The sequence below is a fragment of the Bradyrhizobium agreste genome, assembly GCF_016031625.1.
Classification (GTDB): Bacteria; Pseudomonadota; Alphaproteobacteria; order Rhizobiales; family Xanthobacteraceae; genus Bradyrhizobium; species Bradyrhizobium agreste.
Genome location: NZ_JACCHP010000001.1, coordinates 263,934 through 285,626, shown reverse-complemented (window position 1 = coordinate 285,626; position 21,693 = coordinate 263,934). Strand labels below are relative to the sequence as shown.

Sequence of the window (21,693 nt, the reverse complement as noted above, 5' to 3'; positions counted from 1 at the left end):
GATCAGGCCGCCACCGCCTGGAGAACGCCGCCGCTGATGAAGGCCGTCGCGCCAAAGCGAGCGAAGCAGGGATGCTGCGGCTCGCCGCTCTGGACCAGGATCTTTGTCAAGGCGTCCGCGACGATGCAGCTTGCTGCGACGACCGAATAGGCTCGTCTGTCCGTTGTTGAGCCCGGCGAGTCCAACGCTCCGCGCCGGCCGACGGTGGCCGTGGAGGAGGAGGTTGCAATGGCGCCGTTGCGCAAAAATCCAGCCTGCAGCAACCCCTGGCCTGGCACGTGCACATGGATCGGCTGGTCGATCTCGCCCATGACGCGCAGGTCTCCGCCGGCGTTGACAGTCGCGCGTCGGACGCCCGCTGCGCGAAGCGAGGCGATCGCGCGATCGACCGCGTAGCCCTTGGCTATTCCGCCAAGATCGATCGCGACCGGTGCCGTCAAGCGCACGGATCGATCCTCCAACAGGCGGACCGCGCTGAAGTCGCCGTCACAGATATGATCGAGATCGTTGGACGGCAGCAACCCGCGGCGCATCAGCTCGAAGCCGACCGCGCAGTCGAACAGGCCGTTGCTCGCGGCGTGAAACGCTGCTGCGTGATACAAAACTCGCGCCGTCCAGGGATGGACCGCCACGGGCCTGCGAAACGCCTCGCGGTTGATGCGTCCGATGTCGCTACCTGCATCGTGAAAGCTCATCAGGCGCTGCACCAGCGACACCGCCTCGAAGGCGCGGGCAATCGCTCGTTCAGCGTCGGCTTGCGCGACGCCGTCGACCTCGATCTCCACGATCGTGCCCAGCAGCGGACGTGCGCGCCTCATGGCTACTGCCCCTTCAGACTCTGGTACTGCCCGACGACACGCCTCACGCCATCGGTGATGTGCTTGCACGACAAGGTCGCGCCGCTGATGTTCTTGATATCGACATTGAGCTGCAACGGCGAACTCGCGCTCTTGTCTGTGAATTGCGAGCGCCACGAGGCCTCGCGAACCTCGTAGCCATAGGACTCGTTATACTCGAGGATCTCGATGTGCTTGACGGTGCCGCCGGCGGTGATGCCCACGGCGTATTTGATGTATTCGTGCTTGCCGAGCACGCGGTCGATCACGACGATGCCCCCCGAGGAGGCGCGGAAGACGCCCGCCCTGCCGCCGGCGGAGAACGATGCGCCGGGAAAAATCGCCTGCATCGCCTGCTGTTCGCTCATATACACAGTGGCGCCGGCCGGCGCGATCAGAACGATCGCCGTCGGCGCGGTGAGGAGTGGTGTCCACTTCATGCTGCCTGCCTCGAAACCCTACTTCACGGCGAACGGCACGCCGAGGCGGAACATCACCTCGTCCCGCGCGTGCTCGTCGCCGTAGATGCGACCGTGCTTCACCACCGACGCCTGGTCCTCGTTGTAGGTGATGACCATCGGCAGTTGGTGACGCCAGGCCAGCGTCCACCAGAATTCTTTCTGGCCGTAGTGGATGACCGGGCCGGCAAAGAACGCGGAATGTTCGGGATTGTTGAACCAGTAGCCGGTGAACTCGTTGTGAATGCGGGTCTCGAAGCCGATCATCCAGTTCGGCATCACCAGATAGGACATGCCGAAGGTCACGTCGATCGGCGAAGCCCTTTCGATCGAGCCGTCGGCGTAAACTTCGCGCTCATGCTTGCCCATGATATTGATAGCGGCAATGAGGCGGTCGTCCAGGAAGTTTTTCTGCAAGATCACCCGCCATTCCAGCTCCTTCGTCTTCGGCCCGATCTCCGGCTCGATGTAGAGCGCAAGCCCGATCGGATCGGTCACGGGATTGAGAACCTGGTAGATCGCCTCGAAGGAAACCGAATCGAAGCGCGTCTTCTCGTAACGCGAGTACGGGTCGAAGGAAGCATCGAGAAACTGAGAGACGCCCGGTCCGCCCGTCGTCCCGTCGAAGCCGTTGCGGAAGGCGTTGGCATAGCTCCAGTTGAAATAGCCGGAGATCTGCAGCTGGTTGGTGAGACCGTATTCGATCTCCTCCTTGTTCTGCATGAAAAAATACTGCCCCTGCGACTGCCCGGCCTGCATGAACGATTTGTGTTCGTATTCAAACGTGCCCTGCGGATGCACATCGGCGGTGTAAATCCAGCCGAACGGTGATTCTCCTGCACGTGCCTGCCAAGCGGTCAGCATCACAGCTGCCGCGCATACCGGTCTTACGAAACGCTTCACTGCTGTCCCCTTCAAAGAAAAGCCTGAGGGCCCTCGCCTACAGTGACACACGAAAGTGTGACAATACGCCTCAGCTCAGAATTGATCTAAACGTGCCCGCCGCCTTCGCCCGCGGGATGCTCAGCGTCTTTTCGCAAGGCTTCGGGAAAAATAAAGTAAGTGAGCAATGAGAACGGCTTGCTCTCTGTGCGCATTTTACCGAGCTGTTGTTTGAACGATTCTATTTTTGACAAATTCCAATTTGCCTACGGCTGTTCGGTCCGGCTGGTCGTCGCTCCGTGCGAAGGATTGGATGAGATATCGTAGGTTTGGCTGGTGTTGGGATAAGGGATTGGTGCTTTCAGATCGACACCGATCAGCGCGTGTCGGTATCGGTGGCCGCGCTTCCCCGCCCCCAAATTTCTGATGTACCAAGGGTTAGGCGAGTGCCTAACCCCATCACGCGCGAAGAAATCGACTAATTGGCATCGTAGGCCACCGCATCATTGCCAACACGAACGCATTTGACTTTTCAGTGTAAGCATCGTCGGGAGCGCGGTCCAACCGTCCGAACAGCGTGCCTGCCAGCAAAGTTGCGAGCCCTTTCGCATCTCGCGTCTCAGGGGTCTGATTGAGCACGATGAACAGAAGGCCGGGAAATTCGCCACCGACGAGCTTCTCCTTGGGACTGATAGTAAGGCGTGGGTGAAGGAGGAGCGCCCGCGCCGCATCGTTCGGCGCCGTGCTCTCGAGCAGCGCCATAGGTGAAATCAGTGAGTCTTCGAACCGGACAATCTCGCGTTGAGATCCTCTGGCACCTTATACCGTTCCCCGGTCTCGATGCGCATTGCTCTGGCAGCTGAGCGCCTGCTGCTCGAAGACGCGTATCGCTCCAACGCCCGCATTGAAAAGACCTTCCGCATCCTCCAGCATGCTCTTGATTTCGGGGATCATTATCTTGGAAAGCTCTTCCTGCTTCTTCAGCGCAGATTTGTATCGTTCCATGAGAACGCCGAAGATCGCGCCCGCCATCCCAAGGACACCAGCGAGAAGCAGTTTTTCGAACGCCATCTTGAGCAGATCGAACTTCTGCGTGTCGTTCAATGTCGAAAGCCAACTCCAGATCTCGGTCATGCCGTGTTCCTTCAGTTGAGCGGCGAAGAAAGTAGTGGAATTCAGCCAAGGATCAAAGGGTGTGGTGAGGGGCAATCACACTCTAGGGAAGAGCGTGACTTTCCAGCTGCAAGACGCGCAGTTTAGCCATTGGCTGCTGGTCGGACAGAGTTGGCGCGTTCCTCCTCCAGCCGAATGTGGGCCAGTTCACACAACCGCAGGCAGAATCGTGGTTACAGTGCTTTCGGACATGAGCCTGTGTCATCAGCGTTTCATCCGGATCGTGAAAATGCTGGGCGTACGGTCGCGGGCCCATGGCCGGAGCTCAAGGGAGATGAACATGCGCCGTGTTGTCCAGATCCCGGCACTCGCACTCGTGTTGGCATTGGTTGCCACGGAGGCATCCGCATGGTGGGACGCCGGCCACATGCAGATCGCCTATGTCGCGTACAAGAAGCTCGACGCTCCGGTGAAGGACAAGGTCGACGCGCTTCTCAAGCTCAACAAGGATTATGCGAAGTGGACCGCAGGTGCGCCCGACGAGCGCACGGCAAAGCTCTACGCTTTCGTGCACGCGGCGACCTGGGCGGATGACATCAAAACCAAGGAATATAACTATACGCGAGACAAGGTCGACAGCCCGACGGCAGGACAGAACATCGGCTACGCCGATCGTAATCAGCACGCCTACTGGCATTACAAGGATACGAATTTCTCGCCGGACGGCACACCGCTTCCGCAGCCTGATCCCGTCGACCTGGTCACCCAGCTCAAACTGATAATCGCGGCACTACCGTCAACATCCGGCGCCACCGACGACGTCCGCTCGTATGACCTCGTCTGGATGCTGCATCTGGTCGGCGACGCTCACCAGCCGCTTCATGCGATCCGCCGCTACACCCGACAAATTCCGGGCGGAGATGCAGGCGGCAATGCCGAGCAGGTGATCCCGGCAAACGGTGACACCATGGCGCTCCATGCCTACTGGGACAGCCTTTTCGGCGGGTACGTCTCGCCTTACGGTGCGGTCTTCGATGCCGAGGATAAGGACGGCCTCGCGCATATCGCCGTCAACGAGACTTCCGCGCAAGTCTCCGATCCACAGGCATGGATTGACGAGAGCGCAGAACTCGCCAAGCAATACGCCTATGCCGCACCGGTGAGCGTGGGATCCAACCCGGTGCTCCTCACGCGCGAATACGAAACCAACGCCCGCAACATTGCGCGTAGCCAGGCGGCACTGGGAGCCGCGCGGCTGGCGCGCCTCCTTAACGATGCCCTGAAGTAGCGCTGGGGGTGGACTGGTCTAGCCAAAACGCGCAGAACTGCCGTTTCTGCTGACCACCTGTTGGCCACTCACTTCGCGCCCGCACGACAAGTCGCGCAATCTACAACTTCGCCAAATGGCGGGATGCTGTATGCGCCGGTTTTTGGATCTCGTCGATACCGCAAACAAGGTGCCGGCGGAGGGCCGGTCGGCACACAGATGTAAGGAGGAGGACCCATTGACGCGGTCGTGCGTGCAACCAGCGCATGAGCCTCGGGTTCGCTGAATCTCCGGGGCCTCTTGAAATCCTTTGGTAAAGCAACCGTCGGTTTACGTTTACCTATCTTGGCCACTGTCTCCCCCTCTAGCGTTGAAGTGCGTTCCTCACTCCGGTTTCAATCCCGTTTGCTATTTGCGCGGAAAGATGCAGATCTGCCGCACGCCTGTCCGGCACCCTGCCTGCCACTGTGGTCCTCCGTCCATTCTTCACCACTTCAGCCACGACCGCCGGAACGGCCGGCCCCAACGTGATCGTGAGATCATTCGTTCTGGTGCGATCGAGGCTCAGGAAGTTACCGCTCGGATTGACGGTGACTCTGGTCAAAGTCCAACTCGGCGTGGCCGTGGCATTCGTGCTGATGACGAACTTGACCTGATGCTGCAGGATCGAGTCCTTCACTGCGAGCGTGGCGGTCTTGAAGTTCACTGTATTCGTCATCGAAGCGCTGACGGCGGTAAAGAGCCACTCCGAAAGCTTCAAATCGCTTTGTAGCAAGAACGCGCCATTCGGGCGTGACTCGTCAGAGCACGTCGCCTTCTGCAAATCGGAAACCAAATAGTAGGCGTCAATCTTGTTCGTCCGGGTCGCGTCAGACGATACGGTAAGGCCGGCGCCCAGGGAAAAGACCGCATCGGCGGGGCTGGGAGGAGACCAGTTCACTCCGGGCGCCAAGGCGCCCTTTTCATCGTACGTCAGCGTGAGGGTTGTTTGAATCCCGAATCCATCGAGGAATGTGCCCTCGGGATATGCCGCACGCAGATCGGTTACGGCGGCCCTCAGCTCGCAGGTTATGTTGATGAGAATCGCCTGGACAAATCGCTGACCCTCGACGCGGTCACCGGAGTCATCGATGGGTGGCACACGAAGCCCGCAGCCCATCAGCGCGCCCATTGCCACAGCCAGTGCAAGCAATCGAATTGCGAACATGCGACTTCCTCATCAAATCGTTTGGTCTGAAAATCTTCGAGGCTGTCGAGCCGAGGAGATACGACTTATTGAGAGTGCGCAAGAAGTCAGGTTGTCGGAAGTCATTATTTCAACCAGTGCGTCTTTAATGCAACAGACACGGCTGCTTCCTTGCGCCGCAAGCGGCCTTGAGACTTCGCTGCGCCGAGGCGTTACCACGGTAGTGCAAGCTGCCCTCAAGGCCGAGCATTTGGCCGGACTTCCGGGATACGAAGACGGCCGCCTGCCTCTTCGGCCTTTGACCCGGCTGTGAAATGGCCCGCTTGTCGGCCTTCAGCACCTTCAGCCAATGCGCCAAGTACGGCGCATGGTCTCCAGCTCACCTTGGCGGATTTCCGCCACTTCCTTCTTCGGCGGCTTCTTGTTCCGGACGTTGATGGCGCTGGCGTCCAGCACGTCCTTGAGGTGGGCTGCGTAATATTTCTCGATCATCTCAACGCTGGTCCGGCAGTTCTTAGCCAGCATGTTGATGTCGGCGCCCTCCGTGAGCCGGAAACAGATGTAGGTGTGCCGCAGACTGTAGAGCGTGCGGGGCCGTCCTTCCCGGTCAAGCTTGAGGCCTTCTTCCTCCAGGATGCGGTTGAACATTTCATGGTGGTACTTGGGGAAAATAAAATCATCGGGCTTGGGTTTGTTGCGCTTCTTCAAACGCTCAAATACGGGCACCACGTTCTGCGTGCTTTTGCAAGGACCGTAGCCACGCTTTCCGCGCACCTCGATTTCAAGGATGGTTTCCTGGGTGCTTTCATCGAAGGCTTTCGTTACATCGCAGTATTGGAGGCGCCTGGCCTCATCCGGCCGCAGGCCGGTATTGCTCATGAAGACGATGAGGTCGTGCAACTGCTCGCCCCACCAGCGCCATCTGCTGCTCTTGGGCTTTCGGGCCCTCCGCCCGCTCGCCTCGTAGAGCCGGCGGTACTCGTCGCGCGAGAACCATGCACGATGCGAAATCATGCCGTTTTTGCGATAAGGCTCTGAAAGATCAGGAAGTGCGTTGAGCCATTGATGCCGTAGGGCCGTTTTCAGGATCTGCCGAAGGCACACGATCTCCTGATCCATCGTCGCGCCATCGTTCCTTGGACTGCTCGACGCGGCTCAGGCGGTACTCGTTCACGCGACCGCCCGTGATTTCTAAAAGGCCCTTCTTGCCGAAGAAGGGGATGAGGTACTTGCGCGCCCGGCGCTCGTGGCCTGCAACGTAGACGGGGTTGCGCTGACCTTCCGTCAGCACCGGAAACTTCCAGGAATTTTTCTGCAACGGCCTTGAAGGTCATCTCCTTCTTACGAGCGTTCAAGTCCTCCGCGAAGCGGCTGCTACTCCTATGGCCGCTTGGCGCCTACCCAACTTTACCCAGTCGCGCTCGTATCCGGGCTTATGAGCCATTTTACTCCGATCTAGACCTCCAAGTGTCCAGAAATGTCCAGGAGGAACATCGTGTCTCACCATTGCGCGGACGACCAGAGGTCGGTCCGGGATGGTCACCCGTCCGATCTTGCCGGCAAGGTCGCGATCGTCGCAACCCTGGACACAAAGGGCCACGAGACCGCTTATCTCGCACGAGTGATCGAACAGTGGGGCCGCGAGACTCTTACGATAGATGTAGGCACATCAAACAGGAGGGGCAGAAGCGAGCCGGACGGCAACGATGCACGGGTGGCTGCACCCGCCGAGCTCTTACGGCAAATAGCTGCAAGCGCGCGTGAAGAAGTCAAGGAGCTCCTGAGATCAGGTGCGATCGACGCTGTCGTCGGAATAGCGGGCGGCAAGGGCAGCGCAGTCTTCGGTGAAGTTGTTTCGGATTTGCCGTATGGCTTCCCGAAGTTGCTGGTGAGCAGCGCGAGGCCAGCCCTCCTGGCCGAACTGGCCCTCCACAACGACATCATCCTCTATCCGACCCTGGTCGATCTTTTCGGGATCAACGCGTTCACCGAACGCGTTCTCTGCAATGCGGGGCGGGCCATTGCGGCGATGCGCTATGTGCCTGCTCGAGAGCGGCGGGAGAGGAAGACAGTCGCGATAACCGCCTTTGGAGTCACGACGCCGGCGGCAAATCGCTGTGTCGATCGGCTGGCGGAAGCAGGCATCGACGCGATTGTCTTTCCGGCCAACGGCGCCGGTGGGCGCAAGATGGAGCAACTCGTGTCCGCCGGTGAGTTCGATGCGGTGCTCGATCTGACCACAACCGAACTCGCTGACGAGATTGTGGGCGGCACCGCCAGTGCAGGTCCGGATCGGCTCAAGGCAGCTTCTCACCGCTTGATTCCGCAGCTCATAGCCCCGGGGGCCGTCGATATGGTGAATTTTGGCCCTGCCTCGAGCGTGCCTGCCGAGTTCACGGGGCGCCAATTCTATTCGCATACTCCCTTCACGACGCTCATGCGCACGACCGTCTCGGAGAACGAGCGCATAGGCAGGCTTACAGCCGAGCGCCTTTCGCAAGCAAAGGCGCCCGCCCTCGTTTTGTGGCCGGCCAAGGGGGTGTCTGACTATGACCGGGACGGCGGCATCTTTCGAAATCCTGAAGCCGATAGAGCCTGGTTCGACGCGGTCAGGCGACACCTGCCGCGCTCGATCAGCGCCCGCGAGTTGGACTGTCACATCAATGATCCGGAATTTGCGGAGGCAGCCGCATCGTGGATCGTCGAACAATTGACACCAGGAGGTTCATCCCGTGCGGATGTTTGATCGGGCCGAAATACTCGCAAAGATCACAGCTCAAGTTGCGGCTGGAAGGGCGGTGCTCGCCGCGGCGAGCAGTTGCGGCCTCGTCGCAAAATGCGCAGCTCTCGGCGGCGCCGACATGCTTGTGGTCTACAGCACCGGGCTATCGCGGTTGATGGGGCTGCCGACGAGCCGGATCGGCGATTCCAATGCGCGCACGCTCGAACTCGCGGCGGAGATCCGCAACGTTGTCTCCTCCGTTCCTGTTATAGGCGGTGTTGAGGCCTGGGATCCCGTCCGGCTCGACCTCGATGATCTCTTGGACAAGTTCTGGGCTGCCGGATTCTCCGGCGTGATCAATTACCCGACCATTTCAACGATGGGTGAGAAATGGCGCGATCGTCGAGGCCGCGTCGGGCTCGGCTTTGAGCGTGAGGTCGAGATGGTCGCGGCGGCCCGCAAGAAGAAGATCTTCTCGCTCGCCTATGTCGCAAGCCCGCAGGATGCCAAAGCGATGGCAACCGCGGGAGCCGACTGCATCGTCCCACATGTCGGCGCAACGCGCGGCGGACTTGTTGGTCATGAGGAGGGACAGTCGATCGAAGAGGTCATCAGGCGCATCAACGAGATCAATGCTGCGGTTCAGGCCGTCCGTCCGGATGTGATCCTTCTCTGCCATGGCGGGGCAATCGCTGAGCCTCAGGATACCTCGGAAGTCTACCGATCGACCGGATGTGTCGGTTTCGTTGGCGCCTCCTCCATCGAACGGATCCCGATTGAGCGCGCGGTGAAGGCTGCAGCCGAAGAATTCAAAGCCGTTCCGCTCCCGCGAAAGCGTCAGCATTTACTGCAGAATCTGCACCGAGGCACGAATGAATAGCCCAATCACCAAATTGAAACCAAATTCCCCTTCCTTCTCCAAAGTGAGCAAGCCAACGCACGATTGCGAGACGGACGTGCTCGTGATCGGCAGCGGCGCGGCTGGACTGTCCGCAGCGCTCTATGCGGCAAAGGCCGGACTTCGCGTGACGGTGTGCGAGAAATCTGACCGGCTCGGTGGCACGACTGCCCTGTCGAACGGCATGATCTGGATTCCATACTCAATGCAGGCCCGAGCGGCGAAAATCAATGATTCGATTGCGAATGCGAAGATCTATCTGCAACACGAACTTGGCAACTACTATCGGCCCGAGTTCGTAGACGCCTATCTAGAAGACGGCCCAACGGCGCTCGCCAGCTTGGAGAATGGGAGTGAAGTCAAGTTCACACTGGCCTCCGCTCCGGATTATCATTCCAGCCAAATCGGAGGGATCGACAAGGGCCGGGCGCTGAGCCCCGCACCTTACGACGGACGGCTTCTAGGCAAGGATTTCGACCTGATAGGTGATCCGATTCGCGTCGTGCTCGGCGGCATGATGATTTCGTCCGGCGAGGTCAGAAGCTTCCTCAATCCATTCCAGTCGGCTGCCTCGCTCAAGCACGTCCTGCGCCGGGTCAGCCGCTACGCACGCGACCGGCTGCGCTACAGGCGGGGCACTGAACTCAGTGGCGGCAATGCTCTGATCGCGCGGTTATTGGTAAGCCTTCGCAGGTATGGCATTGAAATCTGGCCAAGCTGCCCAGCGGTTGATCTGACGAGCGAGGGCGGGAGAGTCACTGGCGCAATCGTCAAGCGTGATGGCGCCGATCTCCGCATCCGCGCCTCTCACGGGGTGATCCTGGCAACTGGTGGCTTTGCGCGGAACGCTCAATTGCGAGCCCAGCTCAGCCGAGCCCACCAGCACAATGATACGCTGGCCCACAGCGATGTCACTGGAGACGGCATTGCGCTCGCAAGTAAGCTCGGAGCTGCGATCGATAATGACGTTGCATCGAGTGGATTCTGGACGCCCGTGTCGATCCTCAGGAACGGCCGCGCCTCGCAAGTGGTCCCGTACGGCTGGCTCGATCGTGGCCGTCCAGGTGTCATCGCCGTAGGGCCAAATGCCAAGCGCTTCGTCAATGAATCCAATTCATATCATGATATCTGCCTTGCCATGTTCAACAACGGTTATCCGGCGGACAAGCGGTTTTATTTCATCTGCGACAAGGAATTCGTCCGCCTCAGGGGGATGGGACACTTGCTCCCCTGGCCATGGACATTGAGTATCAAGAAGTATGCTTGGTTGGGCTACATCGAAATTGGCCGGACGATTGCGGAGCTTGCGGCGGAATTGGACCTCGACCCGCAAGAGCTCCAAAAGACCGTTGAAGAACACAACGCCCACGCAGCTGAAGGACGCGATCCGCTTTTCAAACGCGGTGAATCGGCTTTCAACCGAACCCTGGGAGATCCCGCGGTCGGAAAGAAAAACCCGAACCTTGGAGCTATCAAAAACGGGCCATTCATTGCGCTTCCGATTGTCCCGGCGACCCTTGGAACTGCGACCGGCCTGTCAACGGATCCTGGCGGTAGGGTCCTAAATGGAAATGGCGTGCCGATCGCAGGTCTTTATGCCTGCGGCAACGACATGACCTCACCGATGCGTGGGATCTACCCTGGGGCAGGCATTACGATCGGGCCAGCCATCGTGTTCGCCTACCGAGCGGTGAACAGCATCGTACAATCCACCCATCAGGGACAGACGGCGGCAGCATCCACAGCGTAAGCGAACTGTTCTCACCTGGTCGCCTAGCAACGACGGACAACGGCGAGAGCAGAACTACGCAATGTCGGCCAGCTCGCTTTGAATATCTTATGAGCGGCCCTATCCCGTCTGATACCGGGCTTATCTTCTGACCTGGACGGCAACGGTGCGCCGCTAACGCCATGCCAAGATCGTCGCAACCGTTGGGCCGGCAACCGCATCACCCGGGCCTTCGCGACATATTGCGCCGCCACAAGACCTCGGTCGCGAACGGGGCATAGCGGAAGTTGATGCGCGGCCGAGTGTTGCAGAGGGCGACGCTCGTGACCCAGAGCAGACGTTGGTGTCGGTCTAGAGACGCTTCCACTCCTGAACTACGATCTGGAAGTCGTCCTCATAGACAACCTTTCCGGGGTTCTTCGATCTGAGCAGGCGCACTGCGGTGCCGTGATCCTCAAGGAGTGTCGCGATTTCCCACATCTTTTTGATCGATGGCTCGGCCGTGTCCTTAAACCAAGAAGCTGCTTCCGGTCCCCAGTTGCTCGTCGAGAATGGCGGACAAGGGAGATGGTCGTTTAGCCAAGCGTAGGTGTCCTCAAGCCAGGCCGTCTGATAGGGGGCGAGTTGTCCGCGGTCGCGAAGGAGCCGCGCCTCAGTGATGATACCCGTCAGCCAGCGGTGGTTCTCACCGTCAGTGCCGACGACAAACCGGACAAACATGGTAAGTCGCGCCTCCACGGTAGCAAGCGTGCCAATTAGCTCAGCCTGAGTTCTTCGCAGTCTGCCCCAGAGCTGACTTTGCTCGACGTTTGTCGCTAGGAGCGCTTAGTTCGAAAAATCGCCCCCGGGACCTCCGCCGGGAAACCTCTCTGGGGTATCGTCGGGCTTAACGCTGTCGCCTTTGACGAACCCTACAAAGATGATGGTTAGCAAAGCGATCCCACCGAGAACCGTTAGTTCCTTGGAAGAGCGTCATCAAGCTTCCTCGATAGAAGACCCAATCCTTTTACCCCCACTCAGGATTAAGGTTGTATCCGCTCAGCAATCCAAAATTTGATTGAAAAGTCGGACGGCGGCTTCTGGCCCAGAGGCGAACTGTGGCGATGACGTCCGGCTCGGCAGCGGTTAAGGCAAGACCGGACCTCGCGGAGGCGCAGCCAAACCAACGCGATTGACCCTGGACGGACGTTGGGTCGCAGCGTGTGCCCTCGTCAGAGTGCGACTGTTTCCTCCACAACATGTTTCAACGGCATCCCCTCAGCGGACAGGGTCATTCGCAGTTTGAGCTCGCCACAGGTTCTCGATTTCACGCTGCGATGTAACTCCGACATGCTTCAGAAACTTACGGATAGCCATATTGAAGCGGACTTCATCGAACTCGGCGGTCATGGCTTTTCTTCCTGATCGGCTGGGCAAAGTCTAACACATTGGCGATCCGGTGGTTACAGTCCCCCAAGTCCCAGACTAGAGATTAATGATCGGGACGTTCATCGGCGGCTTGCTTCTGGGCATCGTGCCGAGTTCAATTTGTTGCTTGGACTGGCTGCGATCTTGGTCACCTCAGCGGTCAAGGTTTGACGACACGAGTAAGCCGCCTCGCTTCGCGGCGTCGCTCGTCAGAATGTCGCCTCTTGGCCCTTCGCGACGGTTTGCGCGCATGGGCCACGTCCGGAGACAGGGCTGAACCGGAAGTCGTCGACTCAGGTCCAGACTAGCGCTCGTGACTCCGAGGCGACATTCATCGTCCCTTGTTCTCCCATTGCCTCCAGCCGGCCTTACGCAGACCGTCGACGAGATGCGCGTGGTCTTCTGGCCGAAACCACGGAGCTCTGTTGCGGACATACATGTCGAATGCTCCCGGTGCACGCGAGATGGCCTTTTCCAGTTCTTCCTTCGCTTCCGCTGCGCGGCCAAGCTGGCCCAGCGCCGCCGCGGACCAGCGGTAGATCATCGGAAAGTCGGGATATGACCGGATCAGACGTTTTGCGGCCTCGATCGAAGCCTCGTATTCGCCGCAGAAATACAAACCGCATGCAATGTGCAACAAGCGGACCGCCAGATAGGGGTCGCGGGGATCGAGCCTGATACACGCGTTGAGAGCCATGACCCCCTCCTTTGGCCGTCCGGCAAAGATCAATGTCGCGCCTCGATGGCCATGCGCGATCGCGAGATTTGGACTCATGGAGAGAGCTCGCTCAATCTCCGCCAACGCATCTTCAGCCTCGCCGCGGCTTGCAAGGCCCAGCCAAGGCACGAACGGGCTTCCGCATCGGCACCATCCAGCGCGACCGCCCGGCGGGCCAAGGCCTCCGCCGAGCGTTGCGCGTCCCGCAGTCCCATCTTCTGGTAAAGCGCGGCCGCTTGCAGCTGGTAGAGACCGAGCGCGCTGTAGCTGCCGCCGAAGGTCGGGTCGAGATCGATCGCCTGTCTGAAGAATTTCTCTGCGATCTCATCGTCGTCTGCGGTCGCTTTGCTCAGATGCCACAGGCCGCGCTGATAGGCTGCCCAGGCATCAAGGCTCCCCGGCGGCCTGCGCATGGCGCGTCGGAGCTCGGCGTCCGCAATGGCGGGGGCGATCGCAGTCGTCAGCGCTTCGGTAAGCTCATCCTGCACGGCGAAAACATCAGCGAGATCGCGGTCGTAGCGCTCGGCCCAGACATGATTGCTGGACGCCGCCTCTATCAGTTGCGCGGTCACGCGGATCCGGCTGCCGGCCTTGCGCACACTACCTTCGAGCACGTAGCGGACGCCAAGCTCGCGCCCGACCTGTCTCACATCAACCGCTCGCCCTTTGTAAGTGAACGACGAGTTCCGCGCGATCACGAACAACGAGGGATAGCGCGATAGGGCCGTGATCACATCTTCGGCAATACCGTCGGAAACGAATTCCTGTTCCGGGTCGCCGCTCATATTGGTCAGCGGCAGTACGGCGACAGAGGGCTTGTCAGGCAACGCGAGCGCCGGACCCCCGCGTTTGAGCGTTGCGGTCCGCGGGCCTGGGTCGATGATGATGCGGTAAACGTGGACAGGCCGGGCGATGTTCTTGAGAGTTTGCTCGCCCGCTTCCTCGACGTCGAAAGGCACCTTGTCGCGCGCGTGATTGAAGACGGTCTGAGAGATGCAGATGCCGCCGGGTTCGGCGATGCTCTCGAGCCGTGCGGCGATGTTGACGCCGTCCCCAAAGATGTCATGGGATTCGACGATGATGTCGCCAATATTGAGCCCCACACGGAAGAGAATGCGCCTGTCCTCTGCATCGTCGCTGGTAAGTTCGTTGATGCGGGACTGGAACTGCATGGCAGCCCGCACCGCTTCGACCGCACTTGGAAACTCCGCCAAAAACCCGTCGCCGGTGTTCTTCACGATGCGGCCGCCGTGCTCCGCAATTGCGGGCTCAACACCTCCGGCGAGGAGTGCTGTCAGCTTGGCGTGGGTCGCCTCTTCGTCATTGTGCATGAGCCGAGAATAGCCAGCCACGTCGGCGGCCAAGATCGCCGATAATCTACGCTCGACTCGGACCCGCTCGTGCACCATGCCCGCACCACGGCCCACCAACCCACCATATTCTACAATGGATCAGACCGCAGCGCCAAACCGAGCTCTCCGCTGAATTGAAACGCGTCAGCCGGGCTGACCGAGGTTTGTCTGGGAATATGGAAAGAGCGCGAATGCGCGCCCGTGCTGATGCTCGTTCGCGCTCAGACCGAGCTCAGCATAGAAACGAGCAATTTCTTCCCGGTTTACGGTTCTGAGTATGAAGTCTGCGATCGCCGCGACCTTTGGGCTCCTGCATACTAAATTGATCATGGTCGACTAACCAAATTGCGCGAGGGGCGAGGCTTCAGGTTCTGGCCCATCGCTTCCGTTGGTGCATCGCGGCGAGATGTCGGAGTCGCGGGTAAACCGGAAGCGCCCGAGCGCTGGTCAAAACGGCGCATCTGACCCAAAGCGGACCGTCCGGACATTCTTTGGATGATACCTGCTTCTAACTCAAAAAGGGAAACCGCGACGGGATCGAAATCACTCGATCTTGATCTGTTCGACGAGGCTACGTTGTACTGGCTGTAACTGCGGTTGCTTGATCTACTTTGGGCAAGGCTTGCTGCCGCCGCAGCCTGAGACACCGCAACGTCTCAGGGTGAGAGGTGCTGTCGATCTTCACTGAAAGCCATAGCAGGAACGCCATCAGGGTAATTGAGACTGCCACAACATACAACTGATACGTATTCCTGTGCGGTCCCCCGTAGGCGAAGAGGAAGTTTGCGACGCCAAGGGAGATCAATGGCGCCAAGGGCAACACGTAATACCAGATGAGACGTCGTTTATATCTTGTGGTGAAATATCTTCGACAGCCAATGGACACGATCGCCAGCGTGCTTGCGTGTGCAGCAGCGATTTGTGTTCCCAATACGATAATCATTACAGTTTTTATATAGGCCGCGTACGTGCGATCGATTCCTGAAATATTTTGTTCTGTGTCGATAAATGAAATGTACCAAGCGTCGATCCAGCCCGCGTCGCGAAGCAGCTCTCGGCGGGGGTTGCCTGTTCCACATTTCGCAGCCGCCTCGTCAAGCCTGAGTGCCTTAGGCGCCGCCGCGTCCTGGGGGGCTAGGGACAACGCACAGGCTAATTGTACGCCGAGCATTCGGCTCGCGATCAATCTGTGAGAGATATTCCCGTAAGCCATAAAGAGATACAGCAGAAGGATTGGAATGAAAGCGTGCAACCAACTCAGGGGAATTGAATTTCCGAAGAAGTTCAACGAATCGGATCGGCGGATGATGACGAGGACGGCTGTCGCCACAACGAGTGCCTGAGCACTAAGGTTGGTATCGAGCGCGGTAAGTCCGGCTTTGTAATCGCGGAGCGTGTGGTCGAAAAGATCTTTAAGATTTGAAGATTCCACCGTGGCGCCGGATGCTGGAAAGTGAGGCGGCCAGCCTTTCAAGGCGTATACTGCGGCGATGACGAGCAGCGATACCGCGGCCACCACGTACGCGGGGCCGAAGAGGTGCAGCAAAAATCCGATTCGCCTTTTGCCTGCTACCTTAGCCGACGGTCGACCTGGCCGCCCTTGCTCAGTGGCATCTGCCTCGCGTCGCGAGCCTTCCGACGTGGTTGCCATTGTAGGTAGCCCCTCCGCACGTAGCTCACTTTTTCAACGTGATCTATTCCTCTGCGTCCGACAACAGTTGTATGCTGCCATCATACACATTTCACGTGATCCTGGATAGTTCGTGGATCAATTGATGCTTCAAAGAAGAACGACGCGATTGATGCTGAGGCGATCTGCGAAGCCGCGCAGCGGCCCAGCATGCGGTTCGTTGCCGTAAAGACCGAGGAGCAACAGGCTGCGGGCTTGGTATTTCGAACCCGTTAGTGCGGCAACGAACCCAGCTCATCAACGCGATCCGAGGACACCTCACGGAGTATGGTTGGATCGCGCAAGCCAGGTATTCGGCCCACATAACTTCATCCTTTTGGCGCTGAACTAACCGCCGGCGGTCATTAGTGAAGTGGTGCGTCCTCTCGTCTGGTTTCCTCCCATGGTTCGGCATCGTTCGCCGCGGAACGCGTGTCCCCGCCTGCGACGCGGTTAGGGCATGCGGATAGCTCTTCTATCGCTTTTGGCCGCGTAATTGGGCTGGCGAGAACGTTAGGCACCCGCCGGAGGGCTCCCTTTGACGCGGGCGCAATGTCGCTTGTCCGGCGAACATTACCCAAGATTACTCAGATATCCCTACGTTTTTTCTAGGCAATCTCGCGCCGCATGTCGTGAATGAAGCGCCGAGAGGCGGGCCGCTCAAGAAGTCCGCCATCGCCTGCAACTCCCATTGCCGGGATGACCTTCCAGGAGCGCTCTCGTGCCAGCAGCCCTTCGCATTCCAACGTGCAGCTCACGCCTTCGAGCGCTCGGCGTGAAGATGATTTGCTCGCAAGCCCAAGGAATGTGACGCAGCAGCATGGATACGCTACTTATCGCGACCTTCGAGATTTTGAGCTTTGGTGCCATTGTTGTGCTGGTCGTGCTCGGTCTTGGGATCATTGCCAGCATGATGGGCATCTTCAACTTCGCCCAAGGCGAGTTCGTCCTGCTCGGCGCTTACGTCACTTATCTCGTGCACAGCGTCGGTTTGCCGGTCCCGCTCGGCATGCTTGCCGCGCCCGTCGCGGTCGGCACGCTTGGTTTCGTCCTGGAAAAACTCGTGGTGCGCCGATTCTATGCCGCTCCAATCGTCGCCATGCTTGGCACCTACGCGCTGGGGCTGATCATTCGCGAAGCCGTGCGCGGCCTGACCGGGGGACTGTATCTCTCGGTGCCGGAGCCAATCAGTGGCTCTATCACGATCGGAAATCTGCATTTCGCCACCTGGCGCGGCGTCATCGTCATCATCACTTTGCTGGTCATGGCCGCGAGCCATGCACTGCTCGCCTACACCTCGTTCGGCCTGCGAGTCCGCGCCTCGTTGGAGAACCCACAGCTGGCGCGTGCCTCGGGCATCTCCACGGGCCTGATCTACAGCATCACCTTTGCATTTGGTGCGGCACTCGCAGGTCTCGCCGGCGCGCTGATCGTGCCAGTCTTTTCATTATTTGCCGATCTCGGCATCCGCTTTCTTATCCAGGGTTTCGTTGCCGTGATGGTCGGTGGCGTCGGGTCCTTCGCCGGCCCAGTCGCTGGCGCCAGCGTCATCGGCACGTTCAGTGCCTGGCTGCCTTGGCTGATGTCACCGGTTATCGCCGACGTTCTGGTGTTCGTGCTCGCCATCATTTTCATCAAGCTCCGGCCGCAAGGCCTTGTTTCGGGAAGAGGGGTCAACCGATGATCAACGCCAGCCGTCAACTGAGCCGCCGACGCTTTCTCGGCAATTTCGCCTTCGCCTCCGCCGCCATCGCGGCGGGTCCGGGCAGCTGGATAATTCGCCCGGATTGGGCAAATGCCGCGGAAGGCCCGATCAGGCTTGGCATTGCGACCGATCTTACCGGGTCACTCGGCTTTGCCGGCAACACCGACGCCAATGTCGCTCGCATGCTGGTCAAGGAGATCAACGACTCCGGCGGCCTATTGGGACGCCCGATCGAACTCCTAATTGAGGATACTGCCTCCGACGAATCCGTCGCCGTGGGAAATGTGCGCAAGCTGATCCAGCGAGACAAGGTCGACTTGGTGATCGGCGGTATCTCGAGCTCGATGCGCAATGCGATTAAGGACGTCATTATCTCTCGCGGCAAAACGCTCTATATCTATCCGGAAGGTTACGAAGGTAAAGAGTGCACGCCCTATCTGTTCTGCACCGGGCCGGTACCGGCACAGAATTGTGATCAGTTCATTCCCTGGTTGATCAAAAACGGTGGCAAACGCTTCGCGTTGCCTGGCTCCAACTATGTTTGGCCGCAAACAATCAATGCCTATGCACGCAAGGTAATCGAGAGCAGCGGTGGCGAAGTCGTCTTTGAAGAATACTACCCGCTCGACCAGATCGACTTTTCCTCTACAGTTAGCCGCATCATATCCAACAAAGTCGACGTGGTGTTCAACGCCATTGTCCCCCCCGGCGTTAGCCCATTCTTCAAACAGCTCTATCAAGCCGGCTTCTCCAAAAACGGCGGGCGGCTGGGGTGCGTCTATTACGACGAAAATTTCCTGGAAATGAACCAGGCCCAGGAGATTGAAGGGCTCGCGAGCAGCCTCGACTACTACAAGGTGCTCGCGGCGGAGGATCCGGTGAGCGCCAGGATTCAGTCGGCTTACGACAAGCAGTTCCCTGCCAAATTCCGGTTCTCGGCAGGCAGCGCCGCAACCGGCACCTATCGAGGATTGAAGCTGTGGGAAGCTGCGGTGAAGGAGGCCGGTACAATTGACCGCGACGCGGTAGCCGCCGCCCTCGACCACGCAAAGATTGCGGAAGGGCCGGGCGGGCCAGCCGAAATGGCGCCCGGCAAGCGCCACTGCAGGATGAACATGTACATTGGAGTGGCGAAGGGCGGCCAGTACGAGATTGTCGCGCGTAGTGCCGGCCTGGTCGATCCGAAGGAATGCTGATGTCATCGACCGGCACTGGCATACGGCCCCCGCCACAGGTGATTGGAGCTGCTCGTTCGCCCGTCATGGCATCTGCCTTCGCAGCGCGAACGAAGGTGCTTCCAATTCTCGAATTGGCATTGCTGATTGCCGCTTCGATCGCACCGCTCGTCCTGCGGGATTACATCACCGTCTATGCAACGCGAGTGCTCATCCTGTGCCTCTTCGCGTTGTCGTTCGACCTGGTGTGGGGCTATGCCGGGATATTGAGCTTGGGCCAGTCGCTGTTCTTCGGCATGGCCGGCTACGCTGTAGCGCTGCTTTCACGCGACTTCGGAGTCGGATCGATCTTTGCCGTTCTTCCGGCCGGAAGCCTGATAGGCTTTATCGCGGCATTGTTGCTGGCAGGCTTCCTGCTGCTTGGCCGTCACCCCTCGAGTGTGGTCTTCGTTTCGCTTGGTACTATGACTGGAGCTTACGCAGCCGACCGGCTGGCTCGGGGTTCTCATTACCTTGGCGGCCAGAACGGTATCCCTTCGATCCCACCGATGACAATCGGCTCGCACGAAATGAGCGAGGGACCAGGATTTTACTACCTAGTTCTCGCCATTCTGGTTCTGATCTACCTTCTGTCGCGCTTTTTGCTGCGGTCGCAGTTCGGTCTGGCACTGGCGGGATTGCGAGAGAACGAACAGCGCATCGCCTTCTTCGGGTACAAAGTGCAACATTTAAAGGCGATCATATTCGCAATCAGCGGCGCGATCGCAGGTACTGCCGGCAGCCTCTATGCGTTTCACGAGGGCTTCGTCTGGACGAACATGCTGGGCGTGGTCATGTCGACCCAGGTCGTGCTCTACGTCTTGTTCGGCGGCTCCGGGACATTGATCGGTGCGGTCATCGGCACCGCGATTGTTGAGGGCCTCAGCTTCTGGCTCTCCGACAATTATCGCGATATCTGGCCGATCATTCTCGGCGTTTTGCTGTTGCTCGTCATTATGTTCCGCCCCCTCGGCTTGATCAGCCTCGTGCTGGGCGAGCGGGAACGTGTAGGTCATTTCGGCCCGGGCGTGAAGGAGAAGCGCAATGCCGCTCCTTGAAGCCGTGGGCATCTCCAAGGTCTTTGGCAAGCTCACCGCGCTGGACGGAGCAGCGCTCACCGTCGGCGAGAGAGAGTTTCATGGCCTGATCGGGCCGAACGGCTCTGGCAAGAGCACGCTGATGAAGTGTCTTGCAGGTGCGCTCGTGCCGACCCGAGGCAAGGTGACCTTCATCAATACTGACGTCACCTCCTTGACGCCGCCAGAGCGTGCGCGAGCGGGCATGAGCCTGAAATTCCAGATCACCGCCGTGCTACCAACCCTCACTCTTTACGACAACATCCTGCTCGCGCTGCAGGCCCAGTCCTCACTGCTGGATCTGGCGTTCTCGCGTAGTCGGGGACGACTGCACGAGGAGGTCATGACGATGCTCCTCCAATTCCGGCTCGCCGATCGCGCCTTTGATGCTGCGGCGACCCTGTCTCACGGGCAGCAGCAATGGTTGGAGATCGCAATGGCGCTCGCATGCCGGCCGCGCCTTCTGCTCTTGGACGAGCCGACCGGAGGCATGAGCCTGGAGGAGCGTCGCGTCACGGGCGAGTTGCTGCAGCCGATCAAGCAGCATTGCTCGCTTGTCATCGTGGAGCACGACCTGGATTTCATCCGCGACATCTGCGACCGGCTAACCGTGCTCGATCAGGGCAAGGTTCTGGCGTCGGGGACGGTTGCCGAGATCCAGGCCAACAGAAGCGTCCAGGAGATCTATTTGCGCCGTGCCTGAATTCCTCAATATCAAGCATCTCGACGCCGGCTATGGACGCAGCCAGGTCCTGTTCGGCGTCAATATGGCCGTCCCGCCGCGCGGCGGTGTGGCCGTCCTCGGCCGCAACGGAGCCGGAAAGAGCACGCTCATGAAGGCGATCGTGGGCGAACTGCCGGCATGGAAGGGCGGCGTGCAATTCAACGGCCAAGACATCGATCGCCGCCGCACCGAAGAGCGGGTGCGGGCCGGCATTGGATATGTGCCGCAAGAGCATTCAGTGTTCGCGCGCCTGTCCGTGCGCGACAATCTCGCCGTCGGATCGCTTTTGCACCGCGATGGATCGGCAGTGGACAGGGTCATGAGGATGTTTCCAAAACTCGGCCAGCGCCTGGATCAGCCGGCCGGAACGCTGTCCGGTGGCGAGCGCAAGATGCTCGCAATCGCCCGCGCGATGCTCGGAAACCCTAAACTCCTCCTGCTGGATGAGCCGACCGAGGGTGTCTGGATCGGCGTCATCGAGGAGATCACCGAGCGCTTGATCGAATTAGCCAGAGAGATCGCCATCATCATCGTCGAGCAACATCTCGATCTCGCAATGCGTGTCGCGGAGCACGCCTATGTGCTCGATCGCGGCCGTGTCGCGCTGTCGGGCCCGTCGCAACAGCTGCGCGACGACCCGCGGCTGTTGACGTATCTAGCGCCCTAGAGGCGTCCCGGCTGCCATCTCACGCCCGAAAGATGGCGCGTTGAAGTTCCTTGAGATGACTGAACAGAGA

General features: G+C 59.4%; 20 protein-coding genes and 2 pseudogenes. 10 read left to right on the top strand and 12 right to left on the bottom strand.

The genetic code is table 11. The features are described 5' to 3' along the window. Positions 1 to 2: 2 nt before the first annotated feature. From HZZ13_RS01100 to HZZ13_RS01080, 5 genes are all read right to left on the bottom strand, one after another. Complete coding sequence (locus tag HZZ13_RS01100; protein WP_197957834.1) at positions 3 to 818, bottom strand: FAD:protein FMN transferase; 816 nt, start codon at positions 816 to 818, stop codon at positions 3 to 5. Between the two features lie 2 nt (positions 819 to 820). Next, a complete protein-coding gene (locus tag HZZ13_RS01095; protein ID WP_197957833.1) occupies positions 821 to 1,276 on the bottom strand; it encodes an FMN-binding protein in 456 nt (151 codons plus the stop codon). 18 nt (positions 1,277 to 1,294) lie between these two features. Further along, complete coding sequence (locus HZZ13_RS01090) at positions 1,295 to 2,158, bottom strand: DUF6662 family protein (protein ID WP_197957832.1); 864 nt, start codon at positions 2,156 to 2,158, stop codon at positions 1,295 to 1,297. A gap of 477 nt (positions 2,159 to 2,635) precedes the next feature. After that, complete coding sequence (locus HZZ13_RS01085) at positions 2,636 to 2,938, bottom strand: hypothetical protein (RefSeq protein ID WP_197957831.1); 303 nt, start codon at positions 2,936 to 2,938, stop codon at positions 2,636 to 2,638. Positions 2,939 to 2,995: 57 nt separating this feature from the next. Next, a complete protein-coding gene (locus tag HZZ13_RS01080; RefSeq protein WP_197957830.1) occupies positions 2,996 to 3,310 on the bottom strand; it encodes a hypothetical protein in 315 nt (104 codons plus the stop codon). 319 nt (positions 3,311 to 3,629) lie between these two features. Between HZZ13_RS01080 and HZZ13_RS01075 the strand changes: the two genes are divergently transcribed. Then, positions 3,630 to 4,577, top strand: coding sequence for a S1/P1 nuclease (locus tag HZZ13_RS01075; RefSeq protein WP_197957829.1), 948 nt, complete (start codon positions 3,630 to 3,632; stop codon positions 4,575 to 4,577). Positions 4,578 to 4,920: 343 nt separating this feature from the next. On the opposite strand, the gene HZZ13_RS01070 is transcribed toward HZZ13_RS01075, so the two are convergent. Together HZZ13_RS01070 and HZZ13_RS01065 are read right to left on the bottom strand one after the other, a co-directional pair. Further along, on the bottom strand, positions 4,921 to 5,763 hold the full coding sequence (locus tag HZZ13_RS01070; RefSeq protein WP_197957828.1) for a hypothetical protein: 843 nt from the start codon (positions 5,761 to 5,763) through the stop codon (positions 4,921 to 4,923). Positions 5,764 to 6,084: 321 nt separating this feature from the next. After that, positions 6,085 to 6,861: a site-specific integrase gene (locus HZZ13_RS01065; RefSeq protein ID WP_197957827.1), complete on the bottom strand. Its 777-nt coding sequence runs from the start codon at positions 6,859 to 6,861 to the stop codon at positions 6,085 to 6,087. A 376-nt stretch (positions 6,862 to 7,237) separates the two neighbouring features. On the opposite strand from HZZ13_RS01065, the gene HZZ13_RS01060 reads away from it, so the two are divergent. From HZZ13_RS01060 to HZZ13_RS01050, 3 genes are read left to right on the top strand one after another with little or no spacing between them, the layout of a single operon-like run. Further along, positions 7,238 to 8,488: a Tm-1-like ATP-binding domain-containing protein gene (locus HZZ13_RS01060; RefSeq protein ID WP_311972577.1), complete on the top strand. Its 1,251-nt coding sequence runs from the start codon at positions 7,238 to 7,240 to the stop codon at positions 8,486 to 8,488. Between the two features lie 52 nt (positions 8,489 to 8,540). Further along, the gene (locus HZZ13_RS01055; RefSeq protein WP_311972576.1) at positions 8,541 to 9,344 is read left to right on the top strand and encodes a phosphoenolpyruvate hydrolase family protein; all 804 of its coding nucleotides are present in this window, start codon (positions 8,541 to 8,543) and stop codon (positions 9,342 to 9,344) included. Continuing rightward, entirely contained in the window at positions 9,337 to 11,112 is a 1,776-nt protein-coding gene (locus tag HZZ13_RS01050) for an FAD-dependent oxidoreductase (protein WP_197957826.1), read from the top strand. Before HZZ13_RS01055 ends, HZZ13_RS01050 begins: the two co-directional genes overlap by 8 nt. Before the next feature lie 330 nt (positions 11,113 to 11,442). Here the strand turns inward: HZZ13_RS01050 and HZZ13_RS01045 are convergent, their stop codons facing one another. From HZZ13_RS01045 to HZZ13_RS01030, 5 genes and pseudogenes are all read right to left on the bottom strand, one after another. Beyond that, the gene (locus tag HZZ13_RS01045; RefSeq protein WP_197957825.1) at positions 11,443 to 11,811 is read right to left on the bottom strand and encodes a hypothetical protein; all 369 of its coding nucleotides are present in this window, start codon (positions 11,809 to 11,811) and stop codon (positions 11,443 to 11,445) included. 491 nt (positions 11,812 to 12,302) lie between these two features. Continuing rightward, positions 12,303 to 12,480 (bottom strand): annotated as a pseudogene (locus HZZ13_RS36570) (DUF6494 family protein). Positions 12,481 to 12,829: 349 nt separating this feature from the next. Beyond that, positions 12,830 to 13,195, bottom strand: a complete 366-nt coding sequence (locus tag HZZ13_RS01040) for a tetratricopeptide repeat protein (RefSeq protein ID WP_197957824.1) — start codon at positions 13,193 to 13,195, stop codon at positions 12,830 to 12,832. 74 nt (positions 13,196 to 13,269) lie between these two features. Further along, on the bottom strand, positions 13,270 to 14,580 hold the full coding sequence (locus HZZ13_RS01035) for an adenylate/guanylate cyclase domain-containing protein (protein WP_246504234.1): 1,311 nt from the start codon (positions 14,578 to 14,580) through the stop codon (positions 13,270 to 13,272). Between the two features lie 559 nt (positions 14,581 to 15,139). Beyond that, positions 15,140 to 16,114, bottom strand: coding sequence for a hypothetical protein (locus tag HZZ13_RS01030; RefSeq protein ID WP_197957822.1), 975 nt, complete (start codon positions 16,112 to 16,114; stop codon positions 15,140 to 15,142). Positions 16,115 to 16,351: 237 nt separating this feature from the next. On the opposite strand from HZZ13_RS01030, the pseudogene HZZ13_RS01025 reads away from it, so the two are divergent. The 6 genes and pseudogenes from HZZ13_RS01025 to HZZ13_RS01000 form a co-directional block, all read left to right on the top strand. Next, positions 16,352 to 16,539: pseudogene (locus tag HZZ13_RS01025) on the top strand (IS110 family transposase); the annotation flags it as partial. 518 nt (positions 16,540 to 17,057) lie between these two features. Beyond that, a complete protein-coding gene (locus HZZ13_RS01020) occupies positions 17,058 to 17,921 on the top strand; it encodes a branched-chain amino acid ABC transporter permease (RefSeq protein WP_197957821.1) in 864 nt (287 codons plus the stop codon). Continuing rightward, a complete protein-coding gene (locus tag HZZ13_RS01015) occupies positions 17,918 to 19,138 on the top strand; it encodes a substrate-binding protein (RefSeq protein WP_018645259.1) in 1,221 nt (406 codons plus the stop codon). The genes HZZ13_RS01020 and HZZ13_RS01015 overlap by 4 nt, the downstream gene beginning before the upstream one ends. Positions 19,139 to 19,203: 65 nt before the next feature. Continuing rightward, on the top strand, positions 19,204 to 20,214 hold the full coding sequence (locus tag HZZ13_RS01010) for a branched-chain amino acid ABC transporter permease (protein ID WP_197958086.1): 1,011 nt from the start codon (positions 19,204 to 19,206) through the stop codon (positions 20,212 to 20,214). Then, positions 20,201 to 20,935, top strand: coding sequence for an ABC transporter ATP-binding protein (locus tag HZZ13_RS01005; protein WP_197957820.1), 735 nt, complete (start codon positions 20,201 to 20,203; stop codon positions 20,933 to 20,935). Before HZZ13_RS01010 ends, HZZ13_RS01005 begins: the two co-directional genes overlap by 14 nt. Further along, positions 20,928 to 21,623: an ABC transporter ATP-binding protein gene (locus HZZ13_RS01000; protein ID WP_197957819.1), complete on the top strand. Its 696-nt coding sequence runs from the start codon at positions 20,928 to 20,930 to the stop codon at positions 21,621 to 21,623. Before HZZ13_RS01005 ends, HZZ13_RS01000 begins: the two co-directional genes overlap by 8 nt. Positions 21,624 to 21,693 lie beyond the last annotated feature (70 nt).